This window comes from Caballeronia glathei, from assembly GCF_000698595.1.
Taxonomy (GTDB): Bacteria; Pseudomonadota; Gammaproteobacteria; order Burkholderiales; family Burkholderiaceae; genus Caballeronia; species Caballeronia glathei.
In genome coordinates, this window is the sequence record NZ_JFHC01000045.1 from 18083 (window position 1) to 37969 (window position 19887).

At 66.2% G+C, this 19887-nt stretch carries 18 protein-coding genes; 2 read left to right on the plus strand and 16 right to left on the minus strand.

Annotated features, from left to right (window positions below):
• Positions 1-336 precede the first annotated feature (336 nt).
• Positions 337-1191 (plus strand): alpha/beta fold hydrolase, encoded by an 855-nt coding sequence (locus BG61_RS24765; RefSeq protein ID WP_035934084.1) that lies wholly within the window; start codon positions 337-339, stop codon positions 1189-1191.
• 17 nt (positions 1192-1208) lie between these two features.
• Here BG61_RS24765 and BG61_RS24770 read toward each other — a convergent pair whose 3' ends face one another.
• The 8 genes from BG61_RS24770 to BG61_RS24805 all read right to left on the minus strand — a co-directional run bounded on the left by BG61_RS24770 (position 1209) and on the right by BG61_RS24805 (position 10258).
• Complete coding sequence (locus BG61_RS24770; protein ID WP_081868181.1) at positions 1209-2633, minus strand: MFS transporter; 1425 nt, start codon at positions 2631-2633, stop codon at positions 1209-1211.
• A 264-nt stretch (positions 2634-2897) separates the two neighbouring features.
• Positions 2898-4376 (minus strand): M81 family metallopeptidase, encoded by a 1479-nt coding sequence (locus BG61_RS24775; RefSeq protein WP_035934086.1) that lies wholly within the window; start codon positions 4374-4376, stop codon positions 2898-2900.
• On the minus strand, positions 4373-5632 hold the full coding sequence (locus BG61_RS24780) for a Zn-dependent hydrolase (RefSeq protein WP_035934088.1): 1260 nt from the start codon (positions 5630-5632) through the stop codon (positions 4373-4375). The genes BG61_RS24775 and BG61_RS24780 overlap by 4 nt, the downstream gene beginning before the upstream one ends.
• 29 nt (positions 5633-5661) lie before the next feature.
• Positions 5662-6363, minus strand: coding sequence for an ABC transporter ATP-binding protein (locus BG61_RS24785; protein ID WP_035934090.1), 702 nt, complete (start codon positions 6361-6363; stop codon positions 5662-5664).
• A complete protein-coding gene (locus BG61_RS24790) occupies positions 6360-7127 on the minus strand; it encodes an ABC transporter ATP-binding protein (RefSeq protein ID WP_035934091.1) in 768 nt (255 codons plus the stop codon). The genes BG61_RS24785 and BG61_RS24790 overlap by 4 nt, the downstream gene beginning before the upstream one ends.
• Entirely contained in the window at positions 7124-8131 is a 1008-nt protein-coding gene (locus BG61_RS24795; RefSeq protein WP_035934093.1) for a branched-chain amino acid ABC transporter permease, read from the minus strand. Before BG61_RS24795 ends, BG61_RS24790 begins: the two co-directional genes overlap by 4 nt.
• Entirely contained in the window at positions 8128-8988 is an 861-nt protein-coding gene (locus BG61_RS24800) for a branched-chain amino acid ABC transporter permease (RefSeq protein ID WP_035934094.1), read from the minus strand. The genes BG61_RS24795 and BG61_RS24800 overlap by 4 nt, the downstream gene beginning before the upstream one ends.
• A gap of 61 nt (positions 8989-9049) precedes the next feature.
• Complete coding sequence (locus BG61_RS24805) at positions 9050-10258, minus strand: ABC transporter substrate-binding protein (RefSeq protein WP_035934096.1); 1209 nt, start codon at positions 10256-10258, stop codon at positions 9050-9052.
• A gap of 225 nt (positions 10259-10483) precedes the next feature.
• Here BG61_RS24805 and BG61_RS24810 point away from each other — a divergent pair, with 225 nt between their 5' ends.
• Complete coding sequence (locus BG61_RS24810) at positions 10484-11302, plus strand: FadR/GntR family transcriptional regulator (protein ID WP_035934098.1); 819 nt, start codon at positions 10484-10486, stop codon at positions 11300-11302.
• 25 nt (positions 11303-11327) lie between these two features.
• Here the strand turns inward: BG61_RS24810 and BG61_RS44670 are convergent, their stop codons facing one another.
• The 8 genes from BG61_RS44670 to BG61_RS24850 all read right to left on the minus strand — a co-directional run bounded on the left by BG61_RS44670 (position 11328) and on the right by BG61_RS24850 (position 19804).
• Entirely contained in the window at positions 11328-13184 is a 1857-nt protein-coding gene (locus BG61_RS44670; RefSeq protein ID WP_267908540.1) for a PQQ-binding-like beta-propeller repeat protein, read from the minus strand.
• 169 nt (positions 13185-13353) lie between these two features.
• Entirely contained in the window at positions 13354-13794 is a 441-nt protein-coding gene (locus BG61_RS24820; RefSeq protein ID WP_035934099.1) for an ester cyclase, read from the minus strand.
• A 183-nt stretch (positions 13795-13977) separates the two neighbouring features.
• The gene (locus tag BG61_RS24825; RefSeq protein WP_035934100.1) at positions 13978-15066 is read right to left on the minus strand and encodes an alcohol dehydrogenase catalytic domain-containing protein; all 1089 of its coding nucleotides are present in this window, start codon (positions 15064-15066) and stop codon (positions 13978-13980) included.
• A gap of 66 nt (positions 15067-15132) precedes the next feature.
• Complete coding sequence (locus BG61_RS24830) at positions 15133-16167, minus strand: NAD(P)-dependent alcohol dehydrogenase (RefSeq protein WP_035934101.1); 1035 nt, start codon at positions 16165-16167, stop codon at positions 15133-15135.
• Positions 16168-16202: 35 nt separating this feature from the next.
• A complete protein-coding gene (locus tag BG61_RS24835; RefSeq protein ID WP_035934104.1) occupies positions 16203-16946 on the minus strand; it encodes an SDR family oxidoreductase in 744 nt (247 codons plus the stop codon).
• Positions 16943-17935: a sugar-binding transcriptional regulator gene (locus BG61_RS24840; protein WP_035934216.1), complete on the minus strand. Its 993-nt coding sequence runs from the start codon at positions 17933-17935 to the stop codon at positions 16943-16945. The genes BG61_RS24835 and BG61_RS24840 overlap by 4 nt, the downstream gene beginning before the upstream one ends.
• 46 nt (positions 17936-17981) lie before the next feature.
• Positions 17982-18869, minus strand: a complete 888-nt coding sequence (locus BG61_RS24845) for a carbohydrate ABC transporter permease (protein ID WP_081868179.1) — start codon at positions 18867-18869, stop codon at positions 17982-17984.
• Positions 18866-19804, minus strand: coding sequence for a carbohydrate ABC transporter permease (locus BG61_RS24850; protein WP_051672772.1), 939 nt, complete (start codon positions 19802-19804; stop codon positions 18866-18868). Before BG61_RS24850 ends, BG61_RS24845 begins: the two co-directional genes overlap by 4 nt.
• Between the last annotated feature and the right edge of the window lie 83 nt (positions 19805-19887).

The following is a 19887-nucleotide window of genomic DNA, read 5'->3' on the forward strand; positions in this document are numbered from 1 at the left end:
TCCGCTTTGGAGTGCATCGAGAGACTGTTGAGGGTCGTCAAGCGCCTCTCACCCTCCTTCAGCAAGGCCGCATCAGCAAGCTGCCGGGGCGCGAACTGCGCCGCCCGGTGGTCCTCGATTTCCGCGTTTTCCCGGCAGTCCAGTCAATTTCGTGCTTTCGAGTCTAGCTAACTGCGCGGCCCGACACGCCGGGCGTTTTTGTCGGCAAGGGCATTCGCTTCGTATCGCGGGTATCGCGGGTATCGCGGATATCGCGGTCTTTCGAAACGAGCAAAAGCTTCAGGCCCTCCTCTGTGCCGTCAGCAGCCACCCCTGGACGCGACCCTCGCGCACGCCATGTTCGACATCAAACCTGCATTCGTCTTCGTTCATGGTGCCTGGCAAGCTGCCGCAGTCTGGCGCAAGCTGATGCCGCTACTCGAAGCGCGCGGCCACGCGGTACGCGCGCTCGATCTGCCGGGAGCAGGCGCACATGCCCGGCATCCTGTCTCGTTCGACAGGCGTCCGCTCGACACGCACGCCTTCGCGTCGGAAGCGTCGCCCAACGCCGCGACGACACAGGATGACCGCACGCGGGCGGTCATCGATCTTGTGGAGAGCACGAGGAAGCACACGGGCGCACCCGTCGCACTGGTGGGGCATTCGGTGGGCGGCCTGCCGGTCACCGCGGTCGCCGAGGCCATTCCCCAGCGATTGCATGCGGCGGTCTATCTGTGCGCATATATGGTCGCGCCGGGGATGTCCGCGCTGGCCCTGCGTCAGCATCCGGTGATGCACGGCTCGCTGATTCCGACGCTTCAGAAGGCGAACCCCAGGCAGACCGGCGCGTTGCGCATCGATCCACGCTCGGATGATCCGGCGTATCGGGAACAGATGAGGCTCGCCTTCTGCGGCGACATGAGCGCGGACGATCTCGCACGGGAACTCGTCCACATGCACAGCGACGAGGCGGCCGGGCAGCTGCTCCTGCCGTCGCCGATGACGGCGGAGCGCTTCGGCCGCGTGCCGCGCCACTACGTCCGAACGCTCGACGACCGCGCAATACCCGCTGCCGCACAGGACTTCATGATTGCCGGCGTCGATGGCGCGATGGGCAACCGGACCCATACGCACACGCTGGCGGCCGCCCATATGTCTCAGCTTTCACGGCCCGAGGCACTGGCCGGCGTGCTGTCCGCCATAGCCGCCTGACGAAGCGCCGCTGAACGTTACGCGTTCACGCGCGGGCTCTCGCCGTACATGTCGTCCGAATCGTGAAGGGGCCGTGACGCGGGCGCCGCTTGCGGCCCGCTCTCGCCGGCCACGCCGGGTATGCCGCGTCCGCGCAGCGAACATCCGGCCGTCTCCGTCACGAAGATGAGCGCCACCGCTCCGACCACGCAAGCGGCCATCATGTAGTAGGCCGGCACGAGCGTCGAGCCGGTGTGGCCGATCAGCCAGTCGCTGACCATCGGCGCGGTGCCGCCGAAGATTGACGTCGATACGTTATAGGCGATCGCCATGCCTGCGTAGCGCGCCTGCGTGGGGAACATCGCTGGGAACATCGCCGAGATGCTCGCAAGCTGCGGCACGTAGAGCACGCCCAGCACCGCGAAACCAATCAGTGCGCCCGCAACGCCGTGGGACATCAGCATGAACATCGGCACTGCGGCGACGAAGAGCCCGGTCAGCGAAATCCACCAGACGTTCTTGCGGCCGATGCGATCGGACAGCGCGCCGGCGAAAGGCAGCAGGGTCATCATCGCCAGCATGCCGATCAGCGGCACGAGCAACGACATGTTGTCGCTCATGCCGAGCTGCTGCTTCATGAACGTCGGCATGTAGGCGAGCAGCACGTAGTTCACCACGTTCAATGCAACGACGAGCCCGGCGAGCAGCACGAGCGGCTTCCAGAACTGCGCGAGCAATTGCGCGAGCGGCAAGCCCGCGCGCTCGTCGCGTTCCGCTGCCTTCGCCATCTCGCGAAACACGGGCGTGTCTTCCATCTTCGATCGCAGATAGAGGCCGATCAGACCGAGCGGCGCAGCGACGAGGAACGGCAGGCGCCAGCCCCACTCATGCATCGTTTCGCTGCCGAGCGCCACCGAGCAACCCAGCATCAGGAACGCGCCGAGCGAGAAGCCCGCGAGCGTGCCGAACTCGAGGAAGCTGCCGCAAAAGCCGCGTTTCTCGTCGGGCGCGTACTCCGCCATGAAAGTGGCCGCGCCTCCATACTCGCCGCCCGTCGAGAAGCCCTGGATCAGGCGCAGCAGGATCAGAAGCGCGGGCGCCCACCAGCCGATGCTCCCGTAGGTCGGCAGCAAGCCGACGATCAGCGTCGCGACCGACATGATGATGATGGTCAGCGCGAGCACATGCTTGCGCCCGAGGCGGTCGCCGAGCGGGCCCCAGAAGAGGCCGCCGAGCGGGCGGACCAGGAACGAGATGGCGAAGGTGGCGAGCGCGAAGAGCGTCGCTTCGGCCGTGCTGCCCGGGAACAGCGCCGCGGAAATGTAGGTGAGGCCGTAGGTGTAGATGCCGTAGTCGAACCATTCCGTGGCGTTGCCGATTGCCGATGCGGCCATCGCCCGCCGCATCGGGCCGGACGAAGTGCGTCGGACCGCGTCCTGTGTCGACGGTTGCGCGTAGTTCATGATCGTCTTCCAAAATTCCAGAATGACCGGTGCCGAATCCGGCACCGTCGTTCATTCAAGATACAGATCAGGAACGCCGCGTCACGTGTCCTAGGACGATGCGGACGCTGGGGTTTTCCCGCACAAATGCCCGGGAAAGGCAACAATTACGGAGCTGTAATCGGCATGACGGCCGTTTCTGCCTGTGTGTTTCCACGATGCGGAAAGTACCGCGCACGCAGCGCAGACGCAGTCATTTTTGACGCGCCTGCACAAGATCGAGCCTTACCACGCGGTATCGGCATCCAGCGGATAGACGGGCCGTTTCAGCTTGCCGAATTCGAACAGCCCGTAGTCCGAACTCGTCACGCCGCGGCTGTCGCATTCCACGAGCGCCCCCGCAATCGGCACGAACACCGGCCGGCAATACATCCTCGACTTGAGGATCAGGAACCTCGCACCGCGCGGATCGATGCCGACGCTCTCGAACACGCCCAGGTCCCACGGCTCGTGCGTGCGCTCCGTCACGAGCACTTGAGCCGCGCCGGTATCGAGCACCGCCGCGCGGCCCATGAATGCGCGCTGGCCCGTGTAGGTCGGACCGCTGATGATGTATTCGCCGTCGGTGAGCGCGCGCACCGTTCCTGTCAGCCGCACCGGGGGCCGCGGACTCGCGGCGTTGCCTGCCAGCTTGTTGCCGACGTAAAGCGTGACCGTCGCGCCCACGCCAGCGGCATAGAGCGCGGCAACCGCCTCGGGATCGCACAACGGACCGGTGACCATGCCGTCGAGCCCCTGCTTCAGCGCTTCCACGAACACGTCCATCGTGTCGCAGGTTCCGCCCGACATGCAGTTGTCGCCGTGATCGAGCAGCAGCACGGGCTTGTCGGTGTCGCGCGCCAGCGCGGCGCCCTTTGCCACCGAGTCCGCAAGCGGTTCGCTGCGATAGACGAACGCGTCACGCTCGTCCCAGATCTGCTGCGCGATGCGCTTCGCGACGCGCTGCGCCGCCTCGCGATCGCCGTCGCCCACGACCACCACGCTGATGCACGGCGCTTCGATATCCGCGAGCGAGAAGCCCGACAACACCGACACCGCCAGCATGCCGTCGCGCTCCGCCGCGCTCGCCGCTTCCACCGCGCGCTTCATCGCGCCTTCGGCGGTCGTGCTGCGCAGCGTGTGCGTGAGAAGCGGCGGCTGCGACCACGCGATCACCGGACGCGCCCGCCCGTGCACGCGATCGAAGAGCAGCCGCGCCGCGTGCTCGCCGGACTCGTACATGTCCACGTGCGGATACGTCTTGAAGCTCACGATCACGTCGGCGTTGTCGATCATCTTCTGCGTGACGTTCGCGTGCAGATCGAGCGAGACCGCGATCGGCGCCTCGGGCAGCGCAGCACGCACGCGTTCGAGCAGGTCGCCCTCGCCGTCGTTCGAATTCTCCGCGACCATCGCGCCGTGCAGATCGAGCATCACCGCATCGCAGCCGCTCGCCGCATCGACGATCGCGTTGCAGATCGCATCGTATGCGGCGGCGGCGACCGGCCCGCTCGGATTGGCCGACGCCGATATCGGCGTGACGATCTGCGCGCCCTCGTGCCGGGCCGCGTCGATGAACGCGGACATCGCGGTGCGCATGCCCTTGTTCTCGCGATACGCGTCCTCGCCGTAGCACGGTCCGTTGCGGCCGAACGCGTCGAGCGGGGTCGCGACCGGCGAGAACGTATTGGTCTCGTGATTCATCCGCGCGATGAGGATCTTCATGCTGACTTCACTCCTGTGGGGTTCGCCGCGCGCAGCATCGCCTGCAGGAGCACGTTGCATCCTGCTTCGAGATGATCGGCGCGCGCATCCTCGATTTCGTTGTGGCTGATGCCGTCCTTGCACGGCACGAAGATCATCGCGGCGGGCGCGACGCGGGCAAGATACACGGCGTCGTGGCCCGCGCCGCTGATCACGTCCATCGACGACAGCCCGAGTGCCTCCGCGCTGTCGCGCACCGCTGCGACGAGCGGCGCCGCGAACGGCTGCGGAGCAAAGTACACCACCTGCTCGACATCGACCGGCAGCGCGGCGGCGGCACATGTCGCGCGCAACGCGGCATCCATCGCGGTGAGCGCGGCATCGTCGGCGGCACGCAGGTCGACCGTCAGCGTGACCCGACCCGGAATCACGTTGCGCGAGTTCGGATGCACGTCCACCCAGCCGACCGTGCCGCGACCATGTGGCGCGTGATCGAGCGCGATGCGGTTCACGTCGCGGATCAGATCGGCGGCGACGAGCAGCGCGTCGCGGCGCAGCTCCATCGGCGTAGGCCCCGCATGCGCCTCCATGCCGTGAACGGTGACGTCGTACCAGCGCTGGCCGAGCGCACCCTCAACGACGCCTATCGTCGTTTCGTTCGCTTCGAGCACAGGGCCCTGTTCGATATGCGCCTCGAAATAGGCGCCGACCGCATGCGGCGGCTGCTCGCTGCCGCCGTAGCCGATGGCCGCGAGCGCCTCGCGCACCGACACGCCCGCGCGGTCGCGCTGCGCGAGCGCGTGATCGAGCGTGAATGCCCCGGCGAACACGCCCGAACCCATCATGACCGGGACGAAGCGCGAGCCCTCTTCGTTCGTCCATACCGCGACTTCGAGCGGCGCCTCGGTGCGCACGTTCGCATCGGCGAGCGTGCGCAGCACTTCCAGCCCCGCCAGCACGCCATAGTTGCCGTCGAACTTGCCGCCGGTCGGCTGCGTATCGATGTGGCTGCCGGTCATCACGGGCGGCAGGTCGTCGCGCGTTCCCGCGCGGCGCGCGAAGATATTGCCGATCGCGTCGACGCGGACCGCGCAGCCGATCTCCTTCGCCCACGCGACGAACAGGTCGCGTGCCTGCCGGTCGAGATCGGTGAGCGCGAGACGGCACACGCCGCCCTTGTCGGTCGCGCCGATCTGCGCGAGGTCCATCAGGCTGTTCCAGAGACGCGCACCGTCGATGCGCAGACCGGCGTGCGCCGGCAAATCGTGAGCTTGCATGCGGAGTCCTTGCGATGAAAAGGCGTGGGTCAGGCAACGCCCACGCCGAGGTAGCGGTCCTTGATCGATTCGTCTGCGGCGAATGCGACGTTGCCGCCCTCGTAGACGATCCGGCCCTGCTCGATGATGTAGTGGCGATCGGCGAGCTGCGTGCAGACCTCCAGGTTCTGCTCGACCAGCAGGATCGCGACGCCCGCCTGCCTGATGAGCTTCAGCTGCGCGACGATCTCCTCGACGATCACGGGCGCGAGCCCTTCCACCGGCTCGTCGAGCATCAGGAGGCGCGGATGGTTCATCAGCGCGCGGCCGATCGCGAGCATCTGCTGTTCGCCGCCCGACAACTGCCCGCCGCCGTTCGTGCGCCGTTCTTTCAGGCGCGGAAAGATGCGGTAGATATCGGCGAGTTGCCACGGCGAGCCCTTGCGCGCGCCGAGCCGCAGGTTCTCCTCCACGCTCAGCAGCCGGAAGATGCCCCGGTGCTCCGGCACGAAGCACACGCCGCGCGCCGCGATGCGGTGCGGCGCGAGCCTCGCGACATCGTCGCCCTTGAACACGACGCGCCCCTTCTGGGGCGCCACGACACCGGCGATGCTCTTGAGCGTGGTCGACTTGCCCGCGCCGTTGCGCCCGAGCAGCGTGACCGTCTCGCCCTCGCCCACCGTGAGCGACACGCCCTGAAGGATGTGGCTCTTGCCGTAGTAGCCGTGAATGTCCTGCACGTCGAGAATCATGCGCGGCCTCCGGTAATCATGTTGCCGAGATACGCGCTGCGCACGCGCTCGTCGCCGCGGATGTCGTCGGGACGTCCTTCCACCAGCACGCGGCCCTGCTGCATGACGGTGATCGTGTCGGAGATGTCCATCACGATGCCCATGTTGTGCTCGATCAGCACCACCGTGTAATCGTCGCGCAGGCCGCGGATGAGACGCTTCATGTCGTCGAGATCGTCGATGCCCATGCCGGAAGTCGGCTCGTCGAGGAAGATCGCCCTCGGCTTCGCCGCGAGCGCCATGCCGACTTCGAGACGCCGCTGCTGGCCGTGCGAGAGCACGCCCGCGAGCGTGCCCGCAAAGCGCTGCAGCGCGAGCCGTTCGAGGATGGCATCGACCGTGTCCGCGTGGTCCAGCGCGCCGTGCGGCGGCGTCCATGCATTGAGCGCCCGCTTCGAATCGACGCCCTGCGCCGCAAGGCGCAGGTTCTCGCGCACGCTCAGGTTCGCGAACAGGCTCGTCACCTGGAACGAGCGCGCGATGCCGCGCCGCACGCGCCGGTAGTCGGGCTCGTGCGTGACGTCGTGGCCATCGAACACGATGGTGCCCGCCGTGATCGGCACCGTGCCGGTCAGCACGTGGAAGAGCGTCGTCTTGCCGGCGCCGTTCGGGCCGATCACCGAATGCACCGTGCGCGCCCGGATATTCAGATTGACGTCGGCGAGCGCGGTGAATTTGTTGTAGCGCTTCACCACGCCTTTCGCCTGAAGAATCGCTTCGCTCATGAGGCCTCCCGGTTGCGGCGCGCGGCCTGCCAGATGCGTTCGCCGAGGCCCCACAGCCCGCGCTGCATGAAGAGGCTCACCGCGATCAGCACGAGGCCGAGCAGCAGCAGCCAGCGTGGCCACAGCGTGGAGAGCCAGTCGGCGAACAGCACATAGAACGCGGCGCCGAGCACCGACGAAAAGAGATTGCCCGTGCCGCCGATCACCGTCATCACGAGGATCATCTCGCTCGTGTGATAGTCGATGTTGGACAGCGGCGCGATGCCCGTCATCAACGCGTGCAGCGCGCCGGCGAGCCCCGTCACCGCGCCCGACACGACGAACGCCGCGAGCTTGAAACGCTTCACGTCGTAGCCGACGGCGGCGGCGCGTGCCTCGTTGTCGCGGATCGCGAGCAGCGTGCGGCCGAACACCGAATGCGAGACGCGCATCATCAGCCAGAACGCGATCAGGAACAGCACCGCCACGAAACCGTAGTACTGCCACGGCGACGCGATCGGCACGAGCGTCCTGCCAAAGAGCGAGAGCGCCGGACGCGGGATGTCGAGCAGGCCATTGTCGCCGCCCGTGAGTTCCGGTGTCGTGTAGGCGAGGAAGTAGAACATCTGGCCGAAGGCGAGCGTGAGCATGACGAAGTAGGCACCACGCTGGCGGATCGAGAACCAGCCGACCACCGCAGCCGCGGCCGCGCCGGTCACGATTGCGGCAAGGAGCGCGACGCTCATCGGCATGGCCGCCTTCGTCAGCACGAGCCCTGCGCTGTAGCTGCCGAGGCCGAAGAAGATGCCCTGTCCGAAGGAAAGCAGCCCTGTGTGCCCGAGCAGCAGATTGCAGCCGAGCGCGGCGAGCGCGAACACCAGCACTTCGGTGGCGAGCGAGCCGGAACGCATGGTGACCGGCAGGATGCAGACGACGAGTGCCGCGAGCAGGATGAACCGATAGTGAAAGAGCCGCGTCCTGAACGAACGCGGTGCCGGGCTTGCTGCGAGCGTCTTCGAGTTCACGCGGTTCTCCCGAGCAGTCCGTTCGGACGCAGCAGCAGCACGGCCGCCATGGCGACGTAGATCATCAGGCGGGCGCCCTCGGGCCACAGCGTGCTCATCACGCTCTGCACGATGCCGACCAGCAGTCCGCCCACCAGCGCGCCCAGAAAGTTCCCCATGCCGCCGACCACGACCACCACGAACGCGACGCCGAGCGCCTCGATGCCCATGAACGGATCGACGCCGCGAATCGGCGCGGCCAGCACGCCCGCGAGCGCCGCGGTACCCGCGCCGAGCGCGAACACGAGGCTGAACACGCGCACCACGTTGATGCCGAGGAGCGACACCATCTCCGATGATTCGCTGCCGGCGCGCACCGCGCTGCCGAGCCGCGTGCCTTCGAGGATCCACCACAGCAGGAACGCGAGCACGGCGGTGAAGCCGATCACGAAGAGCCGGTACTTCGGGTAGATGAAGCTGCCCCACATCACGACGCCGTTCAGCACGTCGGGCACCGGCACGTTGTCGCCGAGCGGCCCCCAGATGAGGATCGCGCATTCCTGCAGGACGAGCGCGAGACCGACCGTCGCGAGAATGTGGAACTCGTGCTGTTGCGCATAGACATGCCGCAGGATCGCCTTTTCGACCACCCACGCGAGCGCGCCGACCACGACCGGCACCACGGCGAGCGCGGCCCAGAAGCTCATCGACCACTGCATCGCCTGATAGCAGAAATACGCGCCCAGCAGATAGAAGGCGCCGTGCGCGAAGTTCACGAAGCGCAGCAGCCCGAAGACGATCGACAGACCGACCGCGAGCAGGAAGTACAGCATCCCGACACCGATGCCGTTCACGACCTGCAACAGATAAACGTTCATGGCTTTTCGTCCGAAGTGAACCGGCGCGGACGCGTTCGACACGCGGCCCGCGCGCGAGCGGTCAAGCCAGCTTGCACTGCGTCTTGTCGAGCGGCAGGAACGACTGGCCGGAACTCACGATGTCGGCGTAGTCGTCGGCGTTCTTCATCTTGTTCTTCGCCTTGCCCTTGAGCAGGTAGTAGTTCTTGAGCACCTGATGGTCGCCGCCGCGGATCTCCTCGGCACCCGTGAGGCCCGCGTACTTCATGCCTTCGAGCGCCGCGACGACCTTCTTCGGGTCTGCGTTGCCGGCCTTGACGATGCCGTCCAGCAGGATCTTCGTGCAGATGTACGAGCCCGCCAGGCTGTAGTTCGGGTTCGTCTTGTACGCGGCGTTCACGCGCTTGACGAGGTCGTTGTTGAGCGGCGAATCGATTGCATGCCAGTATTGCGCGCCGAAGTACACGCCATCGCACAGGTCCGGCCCGAGCGCCTCGAACTGTTCGAGCCCCGAGGCCCACGCGAGCAGGATCGTGCAATTGTTCTTCATGCCGAAGCTGACCGCCTGGCGCAACGTATCCGACGACTGCGAGCCGAAGTTCAGGATCAGCAGCACGTCGGGCTTCGCGGCGACCGCATTGGTCAGATAGCCGCTGAATTCCTTTTCGTTGAGCGAGTGGTAGCTGTTGCCCACGTGCTCGATGCCCTTTTCCTTGAAGATCGCCTTGGCCGCCGACAGCAGACCGTCGCCGAACACGTATTGCGGCGTGATGGTGTACCAGCGCTTCGCCTTGGGCATCGTCTGGATCAGCGGGCGCACCGTCTGCTCGATCGCGCCGAAAGTCGGCACCGACCAGCGGAACGTCGCGCTGTTGCAGTCCTTGCCGGTGATCTCGTCGGCGCCCGCCGTCGTGATGAAGATGCCGCCGGCCTTCTCGGCTTCCTTGCCCATCGCGAGCGATTCCGACGACAGGATGCCGCCCGCGAAGAAGCGCGCATTCTTCTGCTGCGCGATTTCCTGCACGCGCCGCACGGCGGTCGCGGGCTTGCCTTCGGTATCGAGCGCCGTGTAGGCGAGCGGCTGGCCGAGCACCTTGCCGTATTGTTCGATCGCGAGCTTCATGCCGAGGTCGGCGTACTTGCCGTTTGCCGCGAACGGGCCCGACATCGGCACCGGACAGGCGAACTGGATCGGCGCGCCCTGCGCGAAGGCGCTCTTCGCGACGAGCGACCCGAGCGATCCGGGAACGGCCGACAGCGCGGCCAGCTTCAACATGTTTCGGCGATTCAAATTGGTGCTCCTTGTCATGAAAACCCCGCGTGTGACCGGCTCTGAAACCCGTTGGCAAGACCTGCGGACCGCCGCCTGCATGATCGGCTGGCCTTGTTCTATTTATCATGATAAATAGAATGAACCAGATCCTAGGTACAATAAATTCCTGTGTCAATCGGGCAAAATTCCCGGTTGTGTAAAGCCCGGGCGCTTCGCGCGAACGGCTACGAGAGGAGCATCGAGATGGTTATGGATCGGGCAAGGCCTGGCGCGGCGATCGAGATCAAGCAGCAAAAGCGCGCCGATCTGGTCGCTGAGGAGATCAAGCGGCTGATCACGGAGAAGGACCTGAAGCCTGGCGACCGGCTGCCGCGCGAGGTCGAATTGCAGCAGCTGTTCTCGGTGAGCAAGAGCACGATTCGCGAGGCGCTCAAGTCGCTGGAGGTGCAGGGACTCATCAAGGTGACGACCGGTCCGAGCGGCGGCGGGACCATTGTCGAAGTGCCCCTCGACCGCACGCTGCAACTCCTGCAGAACTACCTGTTCTTCAAGGACGTCACGATCGACGACATCTACACGGTGCGTCAGCTGCTCGAACCCGAGCTTGCCGCCGGCGCCGTGCCGCACCTGACCGAGGAGGATTTCGGCAGGCTGGAGGCGAGCATCGCGTGCTGCGACAGACCGGCGTCGGCCCACGCGGGGGGCGACATCGTCAGGCAGCGTCAGGAGGACGTGAACTTCCACGACATCCTCGCGGCCGCCAATCCGAATCCGTTCCTGCGCTTCAGCTGCGAGCTGATCAACGAGATGATCCGCCAGCTCATCGAGTTTCGTAACGACACGCCGCAGTCCGAGCACGAGCGCTTCGGCCAGGCGAACGTGAAGATCCACAAGGCGATCACGAAGGCGGCGCGCGAACGCAATGTCGAGAAGGTGCGCGAACTGATGGTGGTCCACATGACCGAAGCGCCGCGCTACGTGAAGCGGATGAAGGGCAAGCTGCGCGGGCGGCTCATCCTCGACTCGGAGATCAGGAAGCGCATGAAAAGCGGAACGCCGTAAGCGGGACCGTCGTGCGATGCCGCGCTCAGCGCAAGCCGAACACCGCCACGCCGTTCTTCGTTCCCACGTACACCTTGCCGTTCGCGATCATCGGCGTGATGAACTTGTTGCCGGGGCCGAACTGGTCGCGCGCGCCGGCCTGATTGCTGTTGTAGAGCTCCCTCGCGAGATTGGCCGCGTCGTAGGCGTGCAGCGCCGCGATCACACCGTTTTCCGCTGCCCACACGATGCCGTTCGACGTCCCGTTCGCCGATACGCTGGGCGTCGCCCCCGGTGAGCCGAAGTTGTTCGGCGTCTCGCTGACGGGCGCCACGGAGAGGAGCGCCCCGCTGATGCGAAACGCCTTGATGGGGTCGCCGATCGATCCGAAGTACACCATGTTGTTGAAGTACGCGGGCATCCCGAACTCGGGTCCGCCGAGCTGGCCGGGCACTTCCTGGTAGACGTGATTCGTGGCCGGGTCGAACTTGCCCATCGCATCGCGGTTGACGACGTAGATGTTCGAGTTCTTGCCCGCGCCCACCGCGAGGCGGCGCAGCACGCCGTTCGCGTCGGTGAAATCGGGCAGCACGAGCGCGCCGCCCGAGCCGAGGTCGATATCGGCGGCCGATTCCTGCACCGTATTGAAGGTCTGGAAGTAGTCCGCCACCGAGAGACCGGGCGCCGTGGCCAGCTTGAGAAACGCGTTGCCGTAATTGCCCGATGACGGCGCGCCCGAGGCGTCGAGCGTGGCATCGAATGTGCCGTTCGCATCGAGAAAATAGATCGACGTGCCGTCCGACGCCATCCCCGCGCCGCTCATCCAGATCGCGCCGCCCGAGCCGTTCGGCGTGAGATTGAGCACGCTCGTCTGCCTGAGCGTGTCGGCGCTGTAGGCGATGACCCAACCGCTATAGGGCTGGAAGTCGCAATGCGAGGTCCAGCCGGTGTAGATCACGCCGTTCAGCAGCAAGAGCGACTGCCGCTCGGCATATTGCTTCGGATCGAACACGACGCGGCCGTTCACGCTGTTCGCGCCGTTGCCCGGAAACGATGCGGCGATCTCCGTCGGACCGCCGAACAAGGGCGCGCCGGTCGTGAGGTCGAGTGCATGAATTCGCTGATGGTAGCCGCCCGATCCGTCCTTGGACATCGCGACGACATAGATCGCGCCATGCGGCCCGCGCGAGCGGTCGATGACGGGTGTCGCGGTGATGCCGATGGTCGGGGTGATCTGCGGGCAGCTGTGGTCGTCGCTCGGCGTTTCGCCCGCTCCGAGCGTGGAGACCTGCCACAGGGTCGCGCCTGTGTCGGCGTCGAGCGCGTAGACGCTCGCGTTCTCGGTCGCGACGTACAGCACGTTGTGCGTGCCGCCCGCGATCGGCAGGCCGGCGAGATAGAGCGGCTCGGCGTCGACGGCGCCGTCCACCGCATAGAACCCGAGCTTGCCGAACAACGTCGCGTTGACGTTCGCCGGCGTGAGCACGGTCTCGTTCAGGTACTGGCCGGTGCGCGCGATGTCGTTGTGATAGGTGGTGACGTCCTTGGCATTCGCGGCGGGCAGCGTTCCGCCGCCTGTGCCACCGCCTGTGCCGCCTCCGGTGCCAGCGCCGGTGCCACCACCTGTGCCGCCTCCTGTGCCACTGCCGGTGCCGCCACCTGTGCCACCGCCGCCCGCGTCCGATCCAGTTCCCGATCCGCTGCCGCTATCGCCGCCCGATCCGGTTGACCCGCCCGCCGGTGAGCTTGCGCCGGACCCCGTCCCCGATTCGCTCGCCGGACTGCTGCCGCCCGTCGCGGACGATTCGCCGCCTGGACTCGAACTGCTTCCGCCGCTGCACCCGGCAAGCATCGTCGCGAGCAGCAGCGCGAAGAGCCAATTCGAAAGACGCGCGTAGTTCATGTGCAATCCCCTTTGTCGGGCGAGTGCGTCAGTGATCCGGTGCGGCCTCGTGATTATCTTTCCATGGAGCCGCGCCGACGCGGCGGCGTCGGCGGGAAGCTAGCTGTTGGCTGAAAAAGAAGCACAGCCGTTCGAATCGCGCATGATCGGCGGCTGCGCTGCGTGCAGGTCAGGAGAGCTTCGGCGGCAGTTCGCCGAGTTGCCTGAATACGCTCAGCCAGTCTTCGAGGTGCCAGGTCTTCACGATGCGGCCCTCGCGCAGTTCGTGAAAGGAGTGGATCGCGAAATCGATCTGCTTGGACGTCGCCGCGATGCCCATCAGCGGCCCGGACTGCGTACCCGTCACGCGCGCCCGCACGGCAACCTTGTTGCCGTGTATCAGCACATCCAGCAAATGGATGTCCATGTCCGGAAGCGCCGACGTGAGGTCGGCGAAGATGGGGACCATCACGTCCGGGCCCGTTTGCGGCCCGGGCGGCGCGGGAATGTATTCCCAGTCCGGTGTCACGACTTTCCGGAACAGCGCGATGTCCTTCAGGGCGACCGCCTGATAGAAGAGCTTGATTGCCTGCTGTACCGAGGTGTCCGTTATCGCGTCGTTCGTGTCCATGTCATGCCCTTTCGTCGCTGCACCGCTGCACCGCTGCGCCGCTTCGTTGCCTGCCGCCTGTTCGTTCCAGCATACAGCCCGGGCGGGCGCGTGGCAACGACCGGCCTCGACGGCCGGCTGCGCAGGCAGCGAGCCCGTCGGGCGCCTGCGGATCGCGGCGCCGAACGCCGGTCTGTCGTCGCGCTATCGCGGCTTGAGCAGCACCTTGATCGACTCCAGCGAATCCGCGATCCTGATCGCCTCCGACCATTCCTCGAGACTGAAGCCGTGCGTCACGATTCCCTTCGACGTCACGAGCCCCCGCGCGAGCAGATCGATCGCGATCGGATAGCAATACGGCCCCAGATGCGCGCCGCGCACGTCCAGCTCCTTGCGGTCGCCGATGATCGACCAGTCCACCGTCGTGTCGCTGCCGAACACCGAGAATTCGACGAAGCGCCCGAGCTTGCGGATCATGTCGAGACCCTGCGACACCCCCACCGGCGCGCCCGTCGTTTCGATGTAGACGTCGCAGCCGTATTCGCCGGTGATCGACTTCACGATCGCCTGCGCGTCTTCCGTCTTCGGGTTGATCGTGAGGTCCGCGCCGTACTCGCGGGCGAGCGCGAGCCGCTCTTCCACCGGATCGATCACGACCAGCTTCTTCGGTGTCTTCAGATGCGCGACCTGCGTCATCATCAGGCCGAGCGGGCCCGCACCCGCGATCACGACGACATCATCCAACTGGATGTCGCCGCGGTTGACCGTGTGGATCGCGCAGGCGAGCGGCTCGATGATCGCGGCGTCCTCGAGCGATATGCCATCGGGGATCCTGTGGACGATCGCCGTCGGCGGAATGCGCATGTAGTCGGCCATGCCGCCGTCGGCGACTTCGCGCTGGAAGCCGAAGATGTTGTGCACTTCGCACATCCAGTACTGGCCCGACTTGCAATAGCGGCACTTGCCGCACGGCACGATCTGCTCGGCGATCACGCGCTCGCCGAGCGTCACGCCGAAATGCTCCGCGGCGCCGTCGCCGAGTTCCTCGACGTAGCCGAAGAACTCGTGGCCCGGGATCACGGGCGCCTTCACCCACGGGCTCGGGCCGCCCCAGAACATCTTCGCGCCGGAGTGGCACTTGCAGTCGCTCGCGCAGATGCCGCAGGCCGCTATGCGGATCACCAGTTCGTTGCGGCCCGCTGTCGGTCGCCGCACGCGCTCGACCCGGTAGTCCTTCGGCGCGTGGCAGACGATCGCCGTCATCTGCGTCGGGTTCTCTTCGGTTGCGCTCATGATGCTCTCGCTCGGGTTGCGGTATTCGGCTTGCGGTGGTTGGCATGCACGGCATGCGGCGGCGCGCTACTCCATCACGATCTGCACCTTGACGTCCGAGGGATTGCCGCTCGCCGCTTCCTCGAATGCCTTGATGCCGTCCGCGAAAGCGAACGAGCGCGAGATGAACGGCTTCACGTCGATGCGGCCCGACGCGATCAGCTGAATCGCCCGCTCGAACATGTTGGCATAGCGGAACACCGACTCGATGCGCGCCTCCTTGATCTGGACGGCGACGACATCGATCGGCACCGCCTTCTGCGGCATCCCGACCAGCACGAGACAGCCGCCCGGGCACAGCAGGTCGACGATGCCGTCGAACGCCTTCTCGTTGCCGCTCGCCTCGAACACGACGTTCGCGCCCCATCCGCCCGTCAGCTCCGACACTACGTCACGCACGCGCCGCTCGCGGATATCGACAGCGGTCACGCCCTGCACGCCCGCGATCAGGTCGAGCTTCTCGGGCACGAGATCGCAGACGATCGCGCGGCTGCATCCCCCGGCGAGCGCAGCCAGCGCGCACATCATGCCGATCGTTCCCGCGCCGAGCACGACCGCCACATCGCCCGGCCTGATCGCTGCCTTGGTCGCCGCCTGCATGCCGATGGCAAGCGGCTCGACGATCGCGCCCTCGGCAAAGCTCACGTTGTCGGGCAGCTTGAACGTGAAAGCCGCCGGATGCACGACGAACGGCGCGAGGCAGCCATGCACCGGCGGTGTCGCCCAGAAGCGCACGCTCGGATCGAGGTTGTACATGCCCTCGCGCGATGCGCGCGACTCCATGTCGGGCACGCCCGGCTCCATGCAGACGCGGTCGCCCGCCTTCAGATGCTTCACTTCCTCGCCGACCTCGATCACGGTGCCCGCCGCTTCGTGACCGAGCACCATCGGCTCGTTGACGACGAACGGACCGATGCGGCCATGCTGGTAGTAGTGAATGTCGCTGCCGCAAATGCCGACCGTGTGAACGCGAATGCGCACATCGCGCGGACCGGTTACCTGCGGCAACGCGAAGGGTCGCAGGCTGATGCGGCCCTTTTCTTCGAGAACCAACGCTTCCATGATTGAAGCCCTCTGATAGGGTGATGAATACGTGCTCAGCCCGCCTGAAAGCCGCCGTCCACGGCAAGGCTGACCCCGTTGACCATGCTCGAATCGCTGCCGAGCAGGTAGGCGATCGTGCGCGCCACTTCCTCGGGTTGCACGAATCGTTGCAGCGGAATCCGCGCGAGCATCGGCCCCGATTTCTCCGGCTCGCTCCAGACTTTCTCGGCCATCGGCGTAAGCGTGACGACGGGGTTGACCGTGTTCACGCGAATGCCGTGCACGCCGAGTTCGACCGCCATGACCCGCGTGAGCGCATCGAGCGCGGCCTTCGACGCGCAGTACGCCGCGTGCAGCGGTGTGCCGACCTGGGCCGCGACGCTCGACACGTTGACGATCGCCCCGCCCGCGCCGCGCGAGATCATCGAGCGCGCGCATGCCTGCGCGACGATCATCGCGGCGCGTACGTTCACCGCCATGATTCGGTCGAACGTCTCGACCGTGGTGTCGAGAAACGGCTCCAGTTCGACGATGCCCGCGCAGTTCACGAGCAGATCGACGGGTTGCGCCTGCTGCGCCGCTGCGCGCGTGGCGTTGGCATCGCCCAGATCGGCGACGATCGTCCTGCATCCGGTTTCGGCGCAAAGCGCATCGAGGTCCGCTTTCGAGCGGCTCAGCGCGATCACGACGGCGCCGCGTTCTGTCATCAGGCGCGCGGTCGCGAGCCCGATGCCCTTGCCCGCGCCCGTCACGAGCACCGTCTTGCCGGCGAATTCCCGATTGCGGTCTGTGCTCATCGCGCGCCTCCCGCCTCGTCGCACAGACGCCGTGCGGTCTCCTCGTCGGTCACGAGCACCGACGGATAGCGCCCGCGCAGCGCCGCCCGGGTCACGTCGAACTTGTTCGCGCCGCCGCTCACCAGCACCACGTGGCGAATCCTGCGCAGATCGTCCAGCGTGATCGCCACGGTCCGGCGGTTCAGCGGATGATCGATCGCCTCGCCATCGGCATCCATGAAGTGGCCGAGCATGTCGCCCACCGCACCCGCGTTCTTCAGCGCGCGCACCTGATCCGCATTGTTGATGCCGTAGGTGACGACGAGCGACTCCGCGAGATCGCCGCACGTCAGCAACGCGAGATCGGCGCGCCGGGCGCGGTCATAGGTCTCGCGCACGGCGTCTTCCTGAAGCAGCATGTCGCGTACTTTCTGGCTGCTCACGTGGATCGGCGCGGCGAACAGAAATCCGTCCGCCTGGCAGAGGTTCGCGAAGTCCGACACGATGTCGAACGTGTTGATGCTCGGGCAATGCGACAGCCCGCCTTGCAGCGACACCGCCGAGACCCGCTTGTACGCGCGCTGCGGCAGCGCGCGCAACACGGCGCGAATGGTGCGGCCCCAGCCGAGGCCGACGGTCTGCCCGGCCTCGATCCGCTGCGACAGATAGCCTGCCGCGCCGATGCCGAGCGCGGAGCGCGTCGCCTCGATATCGGCGCCGGTCGGCACGACGACTGCCGCTTCGAGTCCGAAGCGCTTCACGAGCGCCTCCTCGAGCGCGACGCATGGCGCCATCCTGCTGTTGATCGTGATCTGCACCATGCCCGATTCACGGCTCGCGGCGAGCAGGCGATTGACCCGCACCCGGTTGCTGCCGATGCGTTGCGCGATCTCCTGCTGCGTGAGGTTGCCTACGTAGTAATGCCACGCCACGCGTGCCTGCAGCTCCTCCTCCATGTCGACGTAGGATTCGGCAAGCGATGTCACGGCGGGCGGCGCTGATTTGTTCATGATGTTCATCAAGTCGGTTGAGGCGAGTCGAATGTCCCGTTCCCGCTCACTTCACCGCGCCCATCGTGAGTCCCTGCACGAGCCGCCCCGACACCGCGAGCGCGAAGACGACCATCGGCAGCACGATCAGCGTGCCCGTCGCCATGATTTCGCCCCACGGCAACTCGTAGCCGCTCATGTAGCTCGTCGCCGCCACCGGCGAGGTGATCGCGTCGCTGCGCGTGAGCACGAGCGCGTACAGCAGGTCGTTCCACGAAAAGATGAACGCGAAGATCGCCGAGACGACGATGCCCGGCATCGCGAGCGGCAGGTTGATGCGCCAGAAGATCCGCCAGGGCGACGCACCGTCGAGACGCGCCGCCTCGTCGAGCTCGACGGGAATGTTGCGGAACTGGTCCGTGCAGATCCACACGACGATCGGCAGCGAGAAGGTCAGATACAGCAGGATCAGCACGATATGCGTATCGACGAGGTCGAGCTTTGTCGCGATGAGGAAGAACGGCACCGCAAGCACGACCGGGCTCACCATCCGGTTCGAGATGAACCAGAACCACAGGTCCTCCTTGCCGCGGAACTCGAAGCGCGCGAGCGCGTACGCGGCGGGCGTGCCGAGCATGATCGAGAGGACCGTCGTGCTGCTCGCGACAATCAGCGAGTTCAGCAGGCTCTGCGCGACGTTGTGCTCGAAGAGCGCATCGGTGTAATGGCTCAGCGTGGGCGTGAAGAACCACACCGGCGGCATCGCGAGCGCGTCGGCCTGGCTCTTCAGGCTCGTCGTGACCATCCAGTAGAACGGAAACACCGACGAGAGAAACACGACGAGCAGGCCGAGAACATGCCACACGGTCGCGCGCCGGCGCGCATTGCGGGCACGGCGGGCGCGCTCCGAAACCGGCGCTGAAGGCGCGACGGCGAGTTCGGCTGATGTGTTCACACGGCCTCCCGATAGACGAAGCGGATATAGAGGCGCGAGAGCACGATCGTCATGATCAGCAGCAGGACCGCCTGCGCGGACGCCATGCCCTGGTCGAAGAGACGAAACGCGACGCGCTGGATATAGATGCTGATGAATTCCGTCGCGGTGCCCGGGCCGCCACGTGTCATGGTGAACACGGCGTCGAACATCTTGAGCATGTCGGCGGAACGCAGGATCAGGATGGCGGTGAGGCCCGGCAGCAGATAGGGCCGCTGCAGATGCCAGAGGATTTTGGTCCACTTCGGCGTTTCCAGGCGCGCGGCCTCCTCCGCTTCGCTCGGCACCATCGCGAGGCCGGCGAGCAGGATCAGCGCGCAGAAGGGAGTCCATTGCCATATGTCCATGATCATCACGGACACGAACGCGAGCGTGGGGTCCGCGAGCCAGTCGAGCGGCTCGATGCCGACCAGGGCGAGCAGCGCGTTGACCACGCCGAACTGGCGGTTGAAGATCAGCCGGCCGATCAGGCCCACCACGGCGTAGGTCGTCGCCATCGGGATCACGAGGCCGACGCGCGCCACGGAGCGCAGCCACGGCAAGGCGGTGCGATGCAGCATCAGCGCGGCGAACAGGCCGAACGCGATCTCGATGGGCAGCGTCACGCACAGAAAGAGCACGGTGCGCCCGAGCGCGCCCCAGAACGAAGGATCGCTGAGCGTGGCGATGTAGTTGTCGAGTCCGACGAAGGGCGTGCCCGATGCGAGATCCGCGAGCTTGTACTGATGAAACGAGTTATAGACCGCGAGCAGCAGCGGATAGATGCCGATGATCGCAAGCGCCGCCACTGCCGGCAGCAGAAACCAGAACGCAGGAGAACGCGGCACCACGCCAAAGCGGCGCCGCGGGCGCGGCCGCATCGCGCCGGTTGCTGGGGGAACCGTGGTCTTGAGCATGAATCGTCTCCGCCGGGTCGGCCTTCACGACGTTATCTTCGCAGGCGCGCAGCGTGGCATCGCGCGCGATGCCACGCTGCGCG

What these genes read in the sequence shown, in the direction of transcription:
- BG61_RS24840 (WP_035934216.1), bottom strand. Translation starts at nt 17,935, where the DNA reads ATGAACAAATCAGCGCCGCCCGCCGTGACATCGCTTGCCGAATCCTAC.
- BG61_RS24775 (WP_035934086.1), bottom strand. Translation starts at nt 4,376, where the DNA reads ATGAAGATCCTCATCGCGCGGATGAATCACGAGACCAATACGTTCTCG.
- BG61_RS24770 (WP_081868181.1), bottom strand. Translation starts at nt 2,633, where the DNA reads ATGAACTACGCGCAACCGTCGACACAGGACGCGGTCCGACGCACTTCG.
- BG61_RS24780 (WP_035934088.1), bottom strand. Translation starts at nt 5,632, where the DNA reads ATGCAAGCTCACGATTTGCCGGCGCACGCCGGTCTGCGCATCGACGGT.
- BG61_RS24800 (WP_035934094.1), bottom strand. Translation starts at nt 8,988, where the DNA reads ATGAACGTTTATCTGTTGCAGGTCGTGAACGGCATCGGTGTCGGGATG.
- BG61_RS24830 (WP_035934101.1), bottom strand. Translation starts at nt 16,167, where the DNA reads ATGGAAGCGTTGGTTCTCGAAGAAAAGGGCCGCATCAGCCTGCGACCC.
- BG61_RS24850 (WP_051672772.1), bottom strand. Translation starts at nt 19,804, where the DNA reads ATGCTCAAGACCACGGTTCCCCCAGCAACCGGCGCGATGCGGCCGCGC.
- BG61_RS24820 (WP_035934099.1), bottom strand. Translation starts at nt 13,794, where the DNA reads ATGGACACGAACGACGCGATAACGGACACCTCGGTACAGCAGGCAATC.
- BG61_RS24825 (WP_035934100.1), bottom strand. Translation starts at nt 15,066, where the DNA reads ATGAGCGCAACCGAAGAGAACCCGACGCAGATGACGGCGATCGTCTGC.
- BG61_RS44670 (WP_267908540.1), bottom strand. Translation starts at nt 13,184, where the DNA reads ATGAACTACGCGCGTCTTTCGAATTGGCTCTTCGCGCTGCTGCTCGCG.
- BG61_RS24810 (WP_035934098.1), top strand. Translation starts at nt 10,484, where the DNA reads ATGGTTATGGATCGGGCAAGGCCTGGCGCGGCGATCGAGATCAAGCAG.
- BG61_RS24765 (WP_035934084.1), top strand. Translation starts at nt 337, where the DNA reads ATGTTCGACATCAAACCTGCATTCGTCTTCGTTCATGGTGCCTGGCAA.
- BG61_RS24790 (WP_035934091.1), bottom strand. Translation starts at nt 7,127, where the DNA reads ATGAGCGAAGCGATTCTTCAGGCGAAAGGCGTGGTGAAGCGCTACAAC.
- BG61_RS24835 (WP_035934104.1), bottom strand. Translation starts at nt 16,946, where the DNA reads ATGAGCACAGACCGCAATCGGGAATTCGCCGGCAAGACGGTGCTCGTG.
- BG61_RS24785 (WP_035934090.1), bottom strand. Translation starts at nt 6,363, where the DNA reads ATGATTCTCGACGTGCAGGACATTCACGGCTACTACGGCAAGAGCCAC.